The following is a 14,303-nucleotide window of genomic DNA, read 5'->3' on the forward strand; positions in this document are numbered from 1 at the left end:
ATTCCTCTCTTATCGATTATGTAACTTTGAGCAGAAAGGCAAGAACCATGATTGAAAAACAAAATGCCATTTGCTTAAAAAATCGCGCAATTATTCAAATTACAGGCGAAGAAGCAACAGATTTTCTGCAATCCCTTATCACAACAGATGTAAAAAAAATCAACCCGCAAGAAATTTTCCCTGGAGCCCTCTTATCCCCTCAAGGAAAGGTTCTTGCTGATTTTCTTATTGGCAAAAAAGAAGATGGTTATTTGATTGATATTATCATGCCTTTAGCTGATATACTCTACAAGCGTCTGTTGCTTTATAAACTGCGTAAAAAAATAGAAATTACACAACCATTCCAAGAAGTTGTTACAGTTTCTTGGAAAAATGAATCAGATACTTTAAATTTTGATTCAAGTTTTGTTGATAAACGATTCCCAGAAAAAGAAAAAATAATACGAATCTATGACAAAACATCTTTTTTGGCTTCAGAATATCATAACATGTGGAATCAATTGCGTATCCGTTATGCAATTGCAGAAAGTGGTCAAGATTATGAAGTTGGTAAAGTCTTTCCTCATGATATTAATTACGATCAAATAAATGGACTTGCATTCAACAAAGGGTGTTATATTGGACAAGAAGTTGTTTCACGAATGCACCACCGCCAAGCAGCACGTCGCCGTATTTTAATTGTAAAAGGCCAGCATGAATTGTCCCCTCAATCTAGCATTGAAGCAGGAACAAAAGTATTTGGATCCTTGGGAACATGTGTAGACAATGAAGCTCTTGCTTTACTGCGTATTGACCACGTAAAAGATGCTATGGATCATAACATCCCCTTTACTGTAAAAAACATTCCTATCACCATAAGTATTGCTGAAAATATGAATTTTACCTTTCCTGAAAATACTGTAGAAAATACGCATGGCTAAAGCTGAATTATTAAAAAATGGAGAAGCACGTGCTTGGCAAAGAATGCTTTCTGGAAGGCGACTTGATCTTCTCAACCCTTCTCCTTTTGATGTTGAAATTGAAGATATTGCCCATGGACTTGCTCGTGTAGCACGTTGGAACGGTCAAACACGAGGAGAACACGCCTATTCTGTTGCACAACACTCACTTTTGGTTGAACAAATATTTCAAAAACTTTTTCCACAATCGGGAAGCAATGAATGTCTTTATGCCCTTCTTCATGATGCTCCAGAATATGTCATCGGCGATATGATTTCCCCTTTTAAAGCTGTCATAGGAAAACAATATGAACGCGTTGAAAAGCGCATCCAAGATGCTATCCACATGCGCTTTTCTCTTCCCGTTGATCTTTCTCAAAAACTTTTAAAAAAAATTAAACAAGCCGACCGTATCGCTGCATATTATGAATCGATTACGCTTGCTGGATTTAATACAGAAGAAGCCCTTCGCTATTTTGGCTCTCCCAATAATATTTTACCCGATGATCTGAATTTATCCTCCTATTCTACCCAACACATTGAAAACGCATTTTTAACGCGCTTTAATGACTTGGATGTCCAAAGATTATAGCCCCTTCGCATTGTTGATTCCTTGTCATTACAGACTCATCACACTGACTTATAATAATAATTCATTGTTTTTTCATTTTGAATGAGAGCTCCTAATATCGTAAGCTTCACTCATTTCAAATCTGTTTATATTGGATCAATCAAAATCATTCTCTTGCACACCACAAGCGGGGCTGGCGTGTGAGTAAAATTTTTTAAAGAAAGAGTTAAAATGCTTCTTATGAACCATCTCAAGTGCTAAGCGCTGTCGCAGCATTGAAAATTGGAAAAGTGTGTGATGATACCGGCTTGCTCTCTTATGAAGCGTAAAGACGGAAGTGCTCTATAAATTTTATACATTTCATAAGGGAGTTACCACTATACTATTCACGAACGCCGTCGCGAAATAGGATTGGGTGCCTTAGAAAGCTTTCTTTAAAAAAACACCTGAATTAGCGACCCAATGGCGCTCTGTTTTGCATGAGGAACATGACTTCATTAAAGAAATGGAAAAAATCACAGTTCAAATTGCATACAAAATACATGAAATAATGACATTCATTATCAAAACAACAAATGTTCTCTTTTCAAACTGCTGATCTTAAACTGAAATTTATTTTAGTTTATAAACCTCATTATCCGCTGGAAAAGCACGGGAGGTAACATCCTCTGCATAATTCTTGATTGCAATTTCCATGGCTTGTTCAAGATTTCCATAACGACGAACAAATTTTGGCACATGGGCACCATAACCTAACATATCTTCCATAACCAATACTTGCCCATCACATTGATTGGACGCCCCTATACCAATCGTAGGGATAGAAAGTTTATCTGTCAGTTTCACCGCTAAAGGTTCAACCATTGCTTCTAAAACAACAGCAAAAGCACCAGCCTCTTCAATCGCTGCTCCATCTGCTTCAATTCTTTGCCAATCATTCTCCTTGCGTCCTTGTGTTTTAAAACCACCAAAACGATTCATTGCTTGGGGTGTAAGACCGATATGCCCCATCACTGGAATGCCACGTTTACACAAAAAATCTATTGTTTCGGCTATATAAACGCCACCTTCAAGCTTAACTGCACCACACCCCGTTTGTGCAAGAATGCGCGATGCATTTAAAAAAGCTTGCTCTGGACTTTCCTCATAAGACCCAAAAGGCATATCAATAACAACAAGAGCTTTTTGAGATCCACGCACCACGGCTTTCCCGTGTGAAATCATCATATCTAAATTAACAGGAAGCGTTGTCTCAAACCCATACACAACCATCCCAACGCTATCACCAACCAAAAGGATATCGCAATATGGATCAGCAATCCGCGCAGTATAAGCTTGATAAGCTGTTAAAGAAACAATTGGCTGTTGTCCCTTTCTTGCACGTATTTCGGAAGATGTCATACGCTTTACGGTTTTATGTACACTCATTTTCCACCCTTCTCTTGCAATATATATTGATCAATAAGTCTTACCTCACCAAAGCGGACAGTAAGGAGTAAAACCGCCGGTTTATTCAATGTTCCTTTGATCACGCATAAAGTTTCCATATCCCGTAAATCTATTGCTTCAATGATTGCACGCGTTTCTTGTTGTAAAATATCACGAACAGTTTTGCATAATTTATCAACCGACCGTTCACCTTCATGGTAAAGCTTTTCAGCAGCTTTTCCACTTTTAGGAATAATTTTGGCAGCTTTACGATCTTCTAATGTTAAAAACTGATTGCGTGAAGAGTGCGCAACTCCATCTGCTTCACGTAAAATAGGAACTCCAACAATCTCAATAGGAAAAGCCAAATCTTCAACCATACGCCGAATAATTAAAATTTGTTGAAAATCCTTTTCCCCAAAAAAAGCCTTATCTGGTTGGACAATGTTAAAAAGCTTAGCAACAACACTCGTTACACCACAAAAATGCCCTGGACGTAATTTTCCTATCAAAATACGTGATAATTTTTCCACCTTCACAATTGTCTCATTTCCCAGTGGCCACATTTCATCGACAGAAGGAGCAAAAACACATTCAACACCTGCTTCTTTTAACAAAGCACAATCGCCCTTCAAATCTCTTGGATATTGAGAAAAATCTTCATGAGGTCCAAATTGCTTTGGATTGACAAAAATAGAAACCACTACGCGATCACACATTGCTCTTGCATACTGTACTAATGCAAGATGACCATCATGCAATGCCCCCATTGTTGGAACAAAACCAATCGAAAAACCTAAACGTCGTTCCTCTGAAGTATATTGGCGAACCTCAGCAATTGTCTTTAAAATTCTCATTTTCCCATTCAATTATCATCAGATCAACAAATTAATGCCTGTACACCAAATTGGCGCTCAAACAATTGTATCAAATTCATGCGCACTGACGGCTGCTTTATATCTCGTGGCTCCCAGACATGACGCATAAGAAAAAAACCCGTCAGTATAAAACCATTTATTATGTCACTAAAATCAGCAGGACGAGTCATTCTTTGTACAAGAAATTGTGGTAGAATGAGAAGCTTTTTTTTCCAAGGTTCTCCTGCTTCTTCACAGACAGCCCGACCAGATTTTGGTGATACGTAATGAAGCCTTTCCTGACGACCTGTTGCAGCACAACAAGATAAATCAAGACCAAAACCAAGTTCTTCAAGAAGCCGCATTTCAAAACGTACAAGCAATTCTGCATTGATAAATGGTTCATCAAAATTCTGCATAAAAAGGTGTAAAATATCATATAAAATGGGGTGCGGATCACGTTCGGGAAGAAGCCGCAAATGAAAAGCTATCAATTGCAAAGCATAAAGTGCTTCTGGTAGACAGATTAATCGTGCCGCATGTAAATCAAGAGCTTCAAGCCGAAAAAGTCCCAAATGTTCGTCTAAACGAGCCCACCATTCAGCCTCCACAAAATTTCCAGGTTGAAGAAGAGCAGCCATGCGACGCGAGCGCCCCCCTTTTACCACTCCCATATAACGACCATGTTCACGTGTCATAATCTCAAGAATAACACTTGTTTCACCATATTGGCGTGTACCAAGTATAACGGCTTGTTCTTTCCACTTCATTTTACTTTAATTATTTTTAAAAATCTTATTTTAAAAAATCCAATCCCATTTCACGATAACGTTCTGGATCGGTATCCCAATTATCGCGCACTTTCACAAAGAGAAAAAGATGAACCTTTTGATCCATAATTTCCATGAGTTCTTTACGTGCTGCTTGACCAATCGCTTTAATTGTATCGCCTTTTGCTCCTAAGACAATTTTTTTCTGACTCTCACGCTCGACATAAATAACTTGATTAATTTTAACGGAACCATCTGAACGCTCTTCCCAGTTTTCTGTTTCAACCGTTGAGGAATAAGGAAGTTCATCATGAAGACGAAGAAAAAGTTTTTCACGCGTAATTTCAGCAGCAAGATGACGCATGGGCATATCAGAAATTTGATCTTCTGGATAATACCATGGCCCTTCCTGCATCATGTTACTCAGCGCATGAAGTAAATCCTTGCAACCAGAACCGTTTAGAGCAGAAATCATAAATGTTTGCGCAAACTTTACACGTTCATTTATTTTAGTGGTTAACGCTAGAAGAGATGATTTAACAACTGTATCAACCTTATTAAGAACAAGAACTTTTTCTTGTTTCATATTGTTCACAATATCTAACATCATATCAACTTCATCCGAAAGACCACTTTGAGCGTCAATTAAAACAAGCAGAACATCAGCGCTCTTAGCCCCTCCCCAAGCAGCAGAGACCATGGCTCGTTCTAAGCGCTTATGGGGACGAAAAACACCCGGTGTATCGACCAACACAATTTGCACATCATCATGAATGACAATACCGCGGATTAAAGTTCGTGTTGTTTGTACTTTATGTGTTACAATTGAAACCTTTGTTCCAACCAATTGATTAACCAGTGTCGATTTACCGGCATTAGGCATCCCAATAAGCACAACAAATCCAGAACGCGTTTTCATAACGTCACTCATGATCATTTTTTCCCACTGTTTTCCATACACCCTCTCGTCGCAAAATTTTTTCAGCTGCCATTCTTTCAGCATATCTTTTGGAGCTTCCCTGCCCAATCTCTGAAGCAAAACCAGCAATATTTACCTCTACCATAAAAACAGGATCGTGATCTGGACCTGAACGTTTTATAACCTGATAATGTGGTTGTGCATTGCCTTGGATATGCGCCCATTCCTGTAATTCTGTCTTGGCATCACGTCGACCAGCATCCATTTTCTTTGCCCGACTTTGCCAATATTTTTGAATAAAAGGGCGAACGCTTTCCAATCCTCCATCGAGATATATCACAGCAATTAAAGCTTCCACGACATCTGCATGCATATTGATGAGTCGACGTTCTTCGAAATTTTTCATCTCAAAACCAACGTGGATCATGTCAGGAAGCTTCATTTCGCGCGCAATATCAGCACATGTCTGTGCATTGACCAAATGATTCAAACGGACTGATAATTCACCTTCACTTGCCTGAGGAAAAAGTTGATACAGCATTTCTGCAATCAAAAGCCCTAAAACCCGATCCCCTAGAAATTCTAGCCGTTCATAATTTCCTTGTTCCGAATCTTGTACACTCGAGTGTGTTAATGCCTTCTTTAATCTCTCTTCATCTTTAAAACGATGTCCCGTCAGCTTGACAAGCTGATCAATCATTAGACGTTTCATCGTTGTTTCCTTGCTTGATAAGCGGCAAATCATGAACCGTATTTATGAAAGAAAACAAACGCTTCCAACGCACATCAAATGGCCAACGCCAAATCTGCCAAGCACTTGAACCATTACTGATAGAAAAGAAAATCACGCTCGCGCGACCAATAAGATTTTCTTCTGGAACATAGCCTACATCCAAACGACTATCATCTGAATTGTCGCGGTTATCTCCCATCATAAAATAATGTCCTTGAGGAACTTCAAAGACTTCTGTATCGTCAACTTTGGGGATGAAAGCTAAATCAAGTGTATCATAGCTAACACCGTTAGGCATTGTCTCGCGATAAACCTCAACAGGATAGTTCACTTCTGTTATATCAGAATTATCAATCTCCCCCATAAAGTGACGTGAAACAGCCTCATCATTAATATAAAGGACACTTTGACGGACTTGTATACGATCACCTGGTAGCCCAACGACGCGTTTTATATAATCAATCTTCGGATTACTTGGTAAGCGAAAAACGACCACATCTCCACGTTGAGGTTGAGATGCCCAAATCCGTCCAGAAAAAAGAGGAGGAGAAAAGGGGATGGAAAAACGAGAATACCCATATGCATACTTAGAAACAAACAGATAATCTCCCACCAACAAAGTAGGACGCATTGAACCGGAAGGAATACTAAACGGCTGGAAAAAAAGTGTCCGAATAAACGCTGCTAAAAGCAAAGCCTGTATTAAAACAGAAATAAATTCAAGAAGCCCACCTTTTTTTTCTTTTTTATGCACTTTATCTTTTGGGATCATCACCAACTGCCTTCTCATCACAGATATAATTTTTTCATCATAATATTCAAATAACAAAAGCACAATCTCTCACGCCATCTATCCACGTGGAAGTGCTTCGATAATAATAAATGCCTGTGCCCAAGGAAAATCATCTGTTATGCTAAGATGAATAACTGCATCATGATGAGGAGGTAATAACTTTTGAAGTTGCATTTGCGCACGATTTGTTAATTGCATTATTGGTTTACCAGATGGCAAATTAACTACCCCCATGTCTTTCCAATTGATACCACAAGCGATTCCCGTTCCTAAGGCTTTAGCACATGCTTCTTTCGCAGCAAATCTTTTTGCATAGGAAGAGGAGCTTTTTTTGAGACTTTCAGATCTATTTCTTTCAATATCCGTAAAAATCCGTTGGATAAAACGCTCACCATAACGAACCAACATTTTCTCAATACGTCGTATATCAACCAGATCATTTCCAAGACCAATAATCATAAGATATTACCCGATCTTTCTTACGATGAGCGCTTCTTTAAACGCCTTTTTTTTATAATCTTTTGATATCGCTTTTGTTTAAAACGAACCGTTGCTCTGTAAACACCTATATAAGATAAACCACCAAAAACAATACCTAAAAGAGTTCCCCCTAAAATCATAGGACTCATAATTGTGTCCCATGCGCCTTTAAAGAGGAGAGAGAGATTTGACAATGTCAAACCATTAAATAGAGCACGAATTTGCGAAAGAGAAATCTCTTTGACATCGCTAAAAAGTGATAAACAAAAATACCCTACTTTATAATCAGCCATGACAATCAATAAAAATGTGAGTGGATTAGAAAAAATCGTCCCAATGATTGCGGCAGCAAAGTTTGCACGCAAAAGCCAAGAAAAAAATATTGCCAAAATAATATGCAGCCCAAAGAAAGGGGAACACGCTAAAAAAACGCCAACAGCAACCCCTAATGCTACTTCATGCGGTGTTGCTGATATACGCAAAATACGTTTATGTATGTAGCAAAATGAGCGAGAAAATGAACGACGTGGCCATAACCAAAGTCGAATACGCGTTACAAAATCTATTGGTTCTCGACGACGAAAAAGCATATGACTCTCAATATACATCTTTTGATGATGAAATAATCTATATCATCCAAATTAATCTTTTTAAGCTTTTGCACAAAAAATAGAACGACAATTAAATATTTCGACTGCCTGGTTTAATCGCGGGAAGAACAGAAAGATCTGCAGGAAGTGCATCACTAGCATAAGAGGTTATCTCGTATTCAGCAAGCGCAATCAATGGAACTCCAACATTGACCTTACCACCAGAACGATCAAGGATACATGCACTGGCCAATACCTCTGCTCCTGCTGCAACAAGTGCTTCAACAGTCTCTCGAATGGAAAGACCCGTTGTTACAATATCTTCAACAATAACAACCCGTGCACCCTTCTTGATTTCAAAACGACGCAATTCAAAGATGCCATTTACACGCTCTACCCAAAGAGAAGGAACACCAAGGTGACGTGAAGTCTCATAGGAAGGGATAAGACCGCCAATTGCGGGACCAACGACATAATCAATTGATTCCTTGATAGATTCTTTTATTTTTTCAGCCAATCCACGACAGAGCTTTTCCGTCAAATTAGCATGCATGAATACTTTCGCCTTTTGCATATAAGTCGCACTATGGCGCCCCGATGTTAAAATAAAATGCCCTTCTAGAATAGCATCTGCTTGTTTAAAAATATCAATGACATCTTGTGTATTCATTGCAAAATCTTTCTTTTTATCCATGAACCCGCCGTACTGTACTTACTGAACCTGCCTTTTTTAACTGAGAAAAAATACGATTCAAATGTTTTAAATCCCACACTTCCAAATCAATCATAATTTCTGTAAAATCTGGTGCTGTACGGATAAAAGATAAATTTTGGATATTGGCATCGTTAGCAGAAATTATTTGTGTAATTTCAGCCAAAGAACCAGGACTATTTACAACTAAAATATTCATCCGTGCAGGAAAACGTTCATTCATTTGGGCATCAATATCCCAGCGGACATCAATCCATCGTTCTGGCTGATCATCATACGCCATCAAAGCTGAAGATTGTATTGGATAAATAACAATTCCAGCCCCTGGCTGCATAATACCAACAATCCGATCTCCAGGCACAGCTCCTTCTGGTGAAAAGCGTACAGGAATATCTCCACGAGTTCCTCGAATAGGTAATGCTTTAGATTGATGATTTTCAACCATTGTATCCTTTTCATTTTCTGGAACTTTAAAAATCATCCCTTGAGCATTTTCAATATTAAACCACCCTTCTTCCCCAGGCTTAAAAGAGGGCTTTTGTACGACACGCTCTTGATAATCAGGATAAACTGCTTTAATCACATCAGCGGAAAACAGCTCTCCACGCCCAACAGCAGCCAATACATCCTCTACATCTTTACGTGCTAAACGTGGCAAAACTTTCTTCAAAAGGTCTTTTGAAAATTGCTTTCCCATATATTCAAATGAACGCTCGAGAATACGATATCCTAAACCCGAATATTGTTTACGTACTGCTGCACGACTTGCTCGTCGAATAGCTGAACGTGCTTTACCTGTGACAACAAGAAATTCCCATGCTGCTGGCGGAATTTGAGCGTGTGAGCGAATAATATCAACCTCATCACCATTTTTTAATTTGGTCATTAAAGGCATAATACGACCATTGATTTTTACACCTACACAAGAATCACCGATATCTGTATGGACGGCATAAGCAAAATCAATAGGCGTAGCTCCTTTAGGAAAAGCAATTAATCGACCTTTCGGCGTAAAACAAAAAACTTGGTCTTGAAAAAGCTCAAGTTTTGTATGTTCTAAAAACTCTTCTGGATTATCTCCATCAGACAAAGATTGTATCGTTTGACGCAACCATGCATAGGCATTCGTTTCACTTGATAACTTCACAGTCGAATAATTGGAACCGTGCTCTTTATATATAGAATGAGCAGCAACCCCATATTCAGCAACTTCATCCATAGCAGCCGTTCTAATTTGCAACTCAACACGTTGTCTTGAAGGACCAACAATTGTTGTATGAATAGAACGATAATCATTTTGCTTTGGTATAGAGATATAATCTTTAAAACGACCAGGAACCATTGGCCATGTCGTATGAATGACACCAAGAGCACGATAACAATCATTCACAGACTCAACAATCACACGAAATCCAAAAATATCCGATAATTGTTCAAAAGATAATGCTTTACTTTCCATTTTGCGAAAGACTGAATAAGATTTTTTCTGACGGCTTTTAACATCTGCTTTAATGCCATGCTCGAAAAAAAGTTTTGTCAATTCATTTTCAATTGTGGAAAGCAAATCACGGTTGTGTTTCAATAATTCAGAAAGTCGATTGGTAATCGTACGATAACCTTCTGGATTTAAATAAAAGAAAGAGAGATCCTCTAACTCCTCACGCATATCCTGCATACCCATACGGCCTGCAAGTGGCGCATAGATATCCATCGTCTCCTCAGCAATTCGCCGACGTTTATCATCACGCATAACACCAAGGGTACGCATATTATGAAGACGATCAGCAAGTTTGACTAAAAGAACACGAACATCATCAGAAATAGCAATAAGAAGTTTACGAAGATTTTCTGCTTGTACGGCTTTCTTTGATACAAGATCAAGCTTATTAAGCTTTGTAAGCCCTTCAACCAACTTTCCAATTTCAGAACCAAAAATCTGATCAATTTCTGCTCGTGTAGCGCTTGTATCTTCAATTGTATCATGCAAAAGAGCAACAGCAATCGTTGCCTCGTCCAACCGCATATCTGTCAAAATAGCAGCAACTTCTAAAGGATGAGAAAAATAAAGATCACCTGATGCACGCTTTTGATGTGCATGCTTTTTCATTGCATAATCATAGGCCCTGTTTAAAAGAGCCTCATCTACGTCAGACTTGTAACGTTGAACACGTCCAACAAGCTCACACTGACGCATCATACGAGCATATCCTTTATCTTTTCACACCTCTAATCTTTATTGAACATGTCCTATCAAAAAAGACAAGAAAAATAATTGCTCCTTACATGACAAGGTATCTTTACTCCTGTAACATAAATTGCTGCAATTAGTAATCGTCACTTTTTTCTGGAACAACCAAACCTTCAATACCCGCTAAAAGCTCTTCTTCTGACATATGATCAAATGAAGTACCTTCTTCTTGCGACGACGTATTAAAAACACTTTCAGCTTCACCTGAATGGGTAATAAATTCACTTGCCATTTCTGGCTCATCTACTTCCACATGTTTTTGCAGCGAATGAATAAGGTCTTCCTTTAAATCAGCAGGCGACAATGTTTCTTCTGCTATTTCACGTAAAGCAACAACTGGATTTTTATCATTATCGCGATCAACCGTAATCTGCGCTCCTTGTGAAATCTGACGCGCCCGATGACCTGCTAAAAGTACCAACTCAAAGCGGTTGTCAACTTTATCAATACAATCTTCTACCGTTACGCGGGCCATTTATGCCTCTTTCTCAAATAAAAAAATTTAATAGCGGATAAAGTAGTATATACAATAATCAAAATAAAACACAAGAAAAACAACACAAACTTTTATATTTTTTAATTAAAGAACTTATTTAAAAAAAATCTTGGAAAATTTATAAAAATGTATAACCTATTCATGCTCGTTATCAAAATTTCTTTTAAAAGCATTCCAATAGATTGACTTCAAACAAAAGGAGATCTTTCTTGACAGAATACTTGTCTGGAGTCCTTATCCTTTTAAAAGGAATACCTGCTGTTTAAACCCTTTGCAATAACAGCAGCCTTATACATACTTTTTATGATAATATCTTTATCTAAAGAGAGAACTTTTTTCTTTGAACATCATGTGTATTGCACTCTTATTCATCGAATAAATTACTGAAAGATGACCTATCCTTACACAATAATGAGCAATAAGTTTATATTAAACTTTCTTCTAAAAAAGTTTATTTATATTCATTATAGATTGTTTATCAAACCATAACCCGTCATATACGCTATAAAAGACTCAAAAAAATAGAAAAACGATTAATGCCTAACACCATGAATAGCCAATTAACATCGCTTTGCCCAGAACCACCCCCAAATTGCAATTTATGTCCTAGGCTTCATCAATTTATCGCTGGCTGGCGTGTAAAAGAACCAAGTTGGTATAATGCACCGGTGCGCCCATTCTTTCCTTATAAAGGGCCAGACACAACACGCCTTCTTATTGTTGGGCTTGCCCCTGGATTACGCGGAGCAAATCGAACTGGACGTCCATTTACTGGTGATTATGCTGGGCACTTACTTTATTCAACTTTAAAAAAGTTTGGTTTTGCCCAAGGAACCTTTGAAGAAAGAGCAGACGATACTCTTGAACTTATTGATGCAGCAATTGTTAACTCTGTTCGTTGTGTTCCACCAGAAAATAAACCCACCGGTGCAGAAATTAACACGTGCCGCTATTTCTTCTCTCCTCTTTTAACAAATCTTCCCAAACTTAAAGCCGTTATTACCTTAGGTACCATTGCGCACCATTCAACAATACGTGCCCTTAATGCAAAAGTTTTAGCTCACCCTTTTGGACATGGCGAAATCAATAATATCGGTAGATTACGCATCTTTTCAAGCTATCACTGTTCTCGTTATAATACGAATACTGGCCGCTTAACAGACGCTATGTTTCACCAAATTTTTCAAGCAGTAAAAACATACTTAGATCAATGCTAAAACTGTTTTAAATAGCGCTATAAATAAAGGATATCTAAATCGCATCCGTCATCCATATCTTTTTAAAAGTCTTGCTTTTTCACGTCCCCAATCGCGTTTTTTTTCCGTTTCGCGCTTATCATGAAGCTTTTTCCCTCGCGCTAGAGCGATCTCCAACTTAACGCGCCCTCGTTCATTAAAATAAAGTTTGAGAGGAACAAGTGTCATTCCTTCACGAGACGTTGCATTAAAAAAACGTGCCATCTCACGTTTTGAAAGTAATAATTTGCGCAAACGTCGTGGTTCATGATTAAAACGATTAGCCTGCGTATATTCAGGAATATAGCTGTTTACTAACCATAATTCCCCATTCTCAAAACTCGCATAGCTTTCAGCAATATTAGCATGATTGGAACGTAAGGACTTCACTTCCGCTCCCTGAAGGACAAGACCAGCCTCGAGATTATTAAGGATTTCAAAATTAAAACGTGCTTTACGATTGTCAGCAATTATTTTCCGTACGGGCGCGTTCTTTTTTTTATTCATGACTTTTTCAATATCATTTTATGCTTTTAAAAGACCAGCATGGCTGAGGGCTACATCAATAACCTTCTTTGTGCTCTCTGTTAATGGAACAATCGGAGAACGTACAGTCTCACCACAAAGCCCCAATTTTGTAGCAGCATATTTAATCCCTGCTGGGCTAGGTTCAATAAACACAGCACGATTGAGAGGCATGAGGCGATCATTTAATTCTCGTGCTGTTTTATAATCACCACGAAAACACGCAGCTTGAAGCTCTGCACAAAGCTTTGGAGCAACATTCGAGGAAACCGAAATACACCCCATACCTCCATGTGCATTAAATCCTAACGCTGTACAATCATCACCGGAAAGCTGCATAAAATCCTTGCCACACTTTTCACGTTGCTCACTAACGCGCTCAATTCTGCTCGTCGCATCCTTAACACCAACAATATTTTTAAAATCTTGATAAAGATCTCTCATCGTTTCCACGGCCATATCGATAATAGAACGACCAGGGATATTATAAATTATAATCGGAATAGAAACAGCTTTGGCAATAGAAGAAAAATGCTTGTATAAACCAGATTGATTTGGTTTGTTGTAATAAGGAGTGACAACCAAAACTGCATCTGCACCAGCCTTTTCTGCATATTGTGCAAGCTCTATAGCCTCACTTGTGCTATTTGATCCCGCTCCCGCAATAACAGGAACACGCTTTGCGACCTGCTTGACACACAATTCTATAATTCGCCTATGTTCTTCATGACTTAAAGTTGCTGATTCACCTGTTGTCCCAACAGGGCTTACACCATTAATCCCTTGTGTAATCTGCCATTCAACAAAATCACAAAATGCCTTCTCATCAATTGCGCCCTTGTTATCAAACGGGGTGATAAGCGCAGTTATAGCTCCCTTGAGCATGATAAACTCCCTATAATGTTTGCTTTTATTTTTTTATAATCGCCTTTTATAAATTTTAAATAGAGCATAATCTTGCTCTATCATTGAAGCAAGATGAATTTCAAAAAAAGCCCTCATAAGATG

16 protein-coding genes are annotated in these 14,303 nt (G+C 38.3%); 3 read left to right on the forward strand and 13 right to left on the reverse strand.

Features of this window, described 5'->3' with window-relative positions:
• Nucleotides 1–47: 47 nt before the first annotated feature.
• Nucleotides 48–920 (forward strand): YgfZ/GcvT domain-containing protein, encoded by an 873-nt coding sequence (locus ACFIM8_RS01710; protein ID WP_375614396.1) that lies wholly within the window; start codon nucleotides 48–50, stop codon nucleotides 918–920.
• Nucleotides 913–1,530: a YfbR-like 5'-deoxynucleotidase gene (locus tag ACFIM8_RS01715; RefSeq protein WP_375606302.1), complete on the forward strand. Its 618-nt coding sequence runs from the start codon at nucleotides 913–915 to the stop codon at nucleotides 1,528–1,530. Before ACFIM8_RS01710 ends, ACFIM8_RS01715 begins: the two co-directional genes overlap by 8 nt.
• Nucleotides 1,531–2,121: 591 nt before the next feature.
• Here the strand turns inward: ACFIM8_RS01715 and panB are convergent.
• From panB to rpoZ, 11 genes are all read right to left on the reverse strand, one after another.
• Nucleotides 2,122–2,937, reverse strand: a complete 816-nt coding sequence (gene panB / locus ACFIM8_RS01720) for a 3-methyl-2-oxobutanoate hydroxymethyltransferase (RefSeq protein WP_375606303.1) — start codon at nucleotides 2,935–2,937, stop codon at nucleotides 2,122–2,124.
• Nucleotides 2,934–3,794, reverse strand: coding sequence for a pantoate--beta-alanine ligase (panC, locus tag ACFIM8_RS01725; protein WP_375606304.1), 861 nt, complete (start codon nucleotides 3,792–3,794; stop codon nucleotides 2,934–2,936). Before panC ends, panB begins: the two co-directional genes overlap by 4 nt.
• Before the next feature lie 23 nt (nucleotides 3,795–3,817).
• Nucleotides 3,818–4,564, reverse strand: a complete 747-nt coding sequence (recO, locus tag ACFIM8_RS01730) for a DNA repair protein RecO (RefSeq protein ID WP_375610149.1) — start codon at nucleotides 4,562–4,564, stop codon at nucleotides 3,818–3,820.
• A 25-nt stretch (nucleotides 4,565–4,589) separates the two neighbouring features.
• Nucleotides 4,590–5,495 (reverse strand): GTPase Era, encoded by a 906-nt coding sequence (gene era, locus ACFIM8_RS01735; protein ID WP_012754937.1) that lies wholly within the window; start codon nucleotides 5,493–5,495, stop codon nucleotides 4,590–4,592.
• Nucleotides 5,488–6,195, reverse strand: coding sequence for a ribonuclease III (rnc, locus tag ACFIM8_RS01740; protein ID WP_375606306.1), 708 nt, complete (start codon nucleotides 6,193–6,195; stop codon nucleotides 5,488–5,490). The genes era and rnc overlap by 8 nt, the downstream gene beginning before the upstream one ends.
• Nucleotides 6,176–6,988, reverse strand: coding sequence for a signal peptidase I (gene lepB / locus ACFIM8_RS01745; protein ID WP_375606307.1), 813 nt, complete (start codon nucleotides 6,986–6,988; stop codon nucleotides 6,176–6,178). The genes rnc and lepB overlap by 20 nt, the downstream gene beginning before the upstream one ends.
• A gap of 78 nt (nucleotides 6,989–7,066) precedes the next feature.
• On the reverse strand, nucleotides 7,067–7,468 hold the full coding sequence (gene acpS, locus ACFIM8_RS01750; protein ID WP_375614397.1) for a holo-ACP synthase: 402 nt from the start codon (nucleotides 7,466–7,468) through the stop codon (nucleotides 7,067–7,069).
• A 20-nt stretch (nucleotides 7,469–7,488) separates the two neighbouring features.
• Nucleotides 7,489–8,079, reverse strand: a complete 591-nt coding sequence (locus tag ACFIM8_RS01755; protein WP_375606309.1) for a DUF2062 domain-containing protein — start codon at nucleotides 8,077–8,079, stop codon at nucleotides 7,489–7,491.
• A gap of 91 nt (nucleotides 8,080–8,170) precedes the next feature.
• Nucleotides 8,171–8,749 carry an orotate phosphoribosyltransferase gene (gene pyrE / locus ACFIM8_RS01760; protein ID WP_375606473.1) on the reverse strand — a complete coding sequence of 193 codons (579 nt, stop codon included), beginning with the start codon at nucleotides 8,747–8,749 and terminating at the stop codon, nucleotides 8,171–8,173.
• Between the two features lie 16 nt (nucleotides 8,750–8,765).
• Nucleotides 8,766–10,988 carry a RelA/SpoT family protein gene (locus ACFIM8_RS01765; protein WP_375606310.1) on the reverse strand — a complete coding sequence of 741 codons (2,223 nt, stop codon included), beginning with the start codon at nucleotides 10,986–10,988 and terminating at the stop codon, nucleotides 8,766–8,768.
• Between the two features lie 127 nt (nucleotides 10,989–11,115).
• Complete coding sequence (gene rpoZ / locus ACFIM8_RS01770; RefSeq protein WP_273791104.1) at nucleotides 11,116–11,514, reverse strand: DNA-directed RNA polymerase subunit omega; 399 nt, start codon at nucleotides 11,512–11,514, stop codon at nucleotides 11,116–11,118.
• 569 nt (nucleotides 11,515–12,083) lie between these two features.
• Here rpoZ and ACFIM8_RS01775 point away from each other — a divergent pair.
• Nucleotides 12,084–12,752 carry a uracil-DNA glycosylase gene (locus ACFIM8_RS01775; RefSeq protein ID WP_375606474.1) on the forward strand — a complete coding sequence of 223 codons (669 nt, stop codon included), beginning with the start codon at nucleotides 12,084–12,086 and terminating at the stop codon, nucleotides 12,750–12,752.
• A gap of 48 nt (nucleotides 12,753–12,800) precedes the next feature.
• Here ACFIM8_RS01775 and smpB read toward each other — a convergent pair whose 3' ends face one another.
• Both smpB and dapA read right to left on the reverse strand, forming a co-directional pair.
• Nucleotides 12,801–13,277, reverse strand: coding sequence for an SsrA-binding protein SmpB (gene smpB / locus ACFIM8_RS01780; protein WP_012231306.1), 477 nt, complete (start codon nucleotides 13,275–13,277; stop codon nucleotides 12,801–12,803).
• An 18-nt stretch (nucleotides 13,278–13,295) separates the two neighbouring features.
• Nucleotides 13,296–14,180, reverse strand: coding sequence for a 4-hydroxy-tetrahydrodipicolinate synthase (dapA, locus tag ACFIM8_RS01785; protein ID WP_375606311.1), 885 nt, complete (start codon nucleotides 14,178–14,180; stop codon nucleotides 13,296–13,298).
• Between the last annotated feature and the right edge of the window lie 123 nt (nucleotides 14,181–14,303).

The organism is Bartonella sp. AC535YNZD (genome assembly GCF_042196625.1).
Taxonomy (GTDB): Bacteria; Pseudomonadota; Alphaproteobacteria; order Rhizobiales; family Rhizobiaceae; genus Bartonella.

Coding starts and splice junctions, on each gene's coding strand:
- rpoZ (WP_273791104.1), bottom strand. CDS start 11,514: ATGGCCCGCGTAACGGTAGAAGATTGTATTGATAAAGTTGACAACCGC.
- pyrE (WP_375606473.1), bottom strand. CDS start 8,749: ATGAATACACAAGATGTCATTGATATTTTTAAACAAGCAGATGCTATT.
- panC (WP_375606304.1), bottom strand. CDS start 3,794: ATGAGAATTTTAAAGACAATTGCTGAGGTTCGCCAATATACTTCAGAG.
- acpS (WP_375614397.1), bottom strand. CDS start 7,468: ATGATTATTGGTCTTGGAAATGATCTGGTTGATATACGACGTATTGAG.
- ACFIM8_RS01715 (WP_375606302.1), top strand. CDS start 913: ATGGCTAAAGCTGAATTATTAAAAAATGGAGAAGCACGTGCTTGGCAA.
- lepB (WP_375606307.1), bottom strand. CDS start 6,988: ATGATCCCAAAAGATAAAGTGCATAAAAAAGAAAAAAAAGGTGGGCTT.
- ACFIM8_RS01775 (WP_375606474.1), top strand. CDS start 12,084: ATGAATAGCCAATTAACATCGCTTTGCCCAGAACCACCCCCAAATTGC.
- era (WP_012754937.1), bottom strand. CDS start 5,495: ATGAGTGACGTTATGAAAACGCGTTCTGGATTTGTTGTGCTTATTGGG.
- dapA (WP_375606311.1), bottom strand. CDS start 14,180: ATGCTCAAGGGAGCTATAACTGCGCTTATCACCCCGTTTGATAACAAG.
- ACFIM8_RS01755 (WP_375606309.1), bottom strand. CDS start 8,079: ATGCTTTTTCGTCGTCGAGAACCAATAGATTTTGTAACGCGTATTCGA.
- rnc (WP_375606306.1), bottom strand. CDS start 6,195: ATGAAACGTCTAATGATTGATCAGCTTGTCAAGCTGACGGGACATCGT.
- recO (WP_375610149.1), bottom strand. CDS start 4,564: ATGAAGTGGAAAGAACAAGCCGTTATACTTGGTACACGCCAATATGGT.
- panB (WP_375606303.1), bottom strand. CDS start 2,937: ATGAGTGTACATAAAACCGTAAAGCGTATGACATCTTCCGAAATACGT.
- smpB (WP_012231306.1), bottom strand. CDS start 13,277: ATGAATAAAAAAAAGAACGCGCCCGTACGGAAAATAATTGCTGACAAT.
- ACFIM8_RS01710 (WP_375614396.1), top strand. CDS start 48: ATGATTGAAAAACAAAATGCCATTTGCTTAAAAAATCGCGCAATTATT.
- ACFIM8_RS01765 (WP_375606310.1), bottom strand. CDS start 10,988: ATGATGCGTCAGTGTGAGCTTGTTGGACGTGTTCAACGTTACAAGTCT.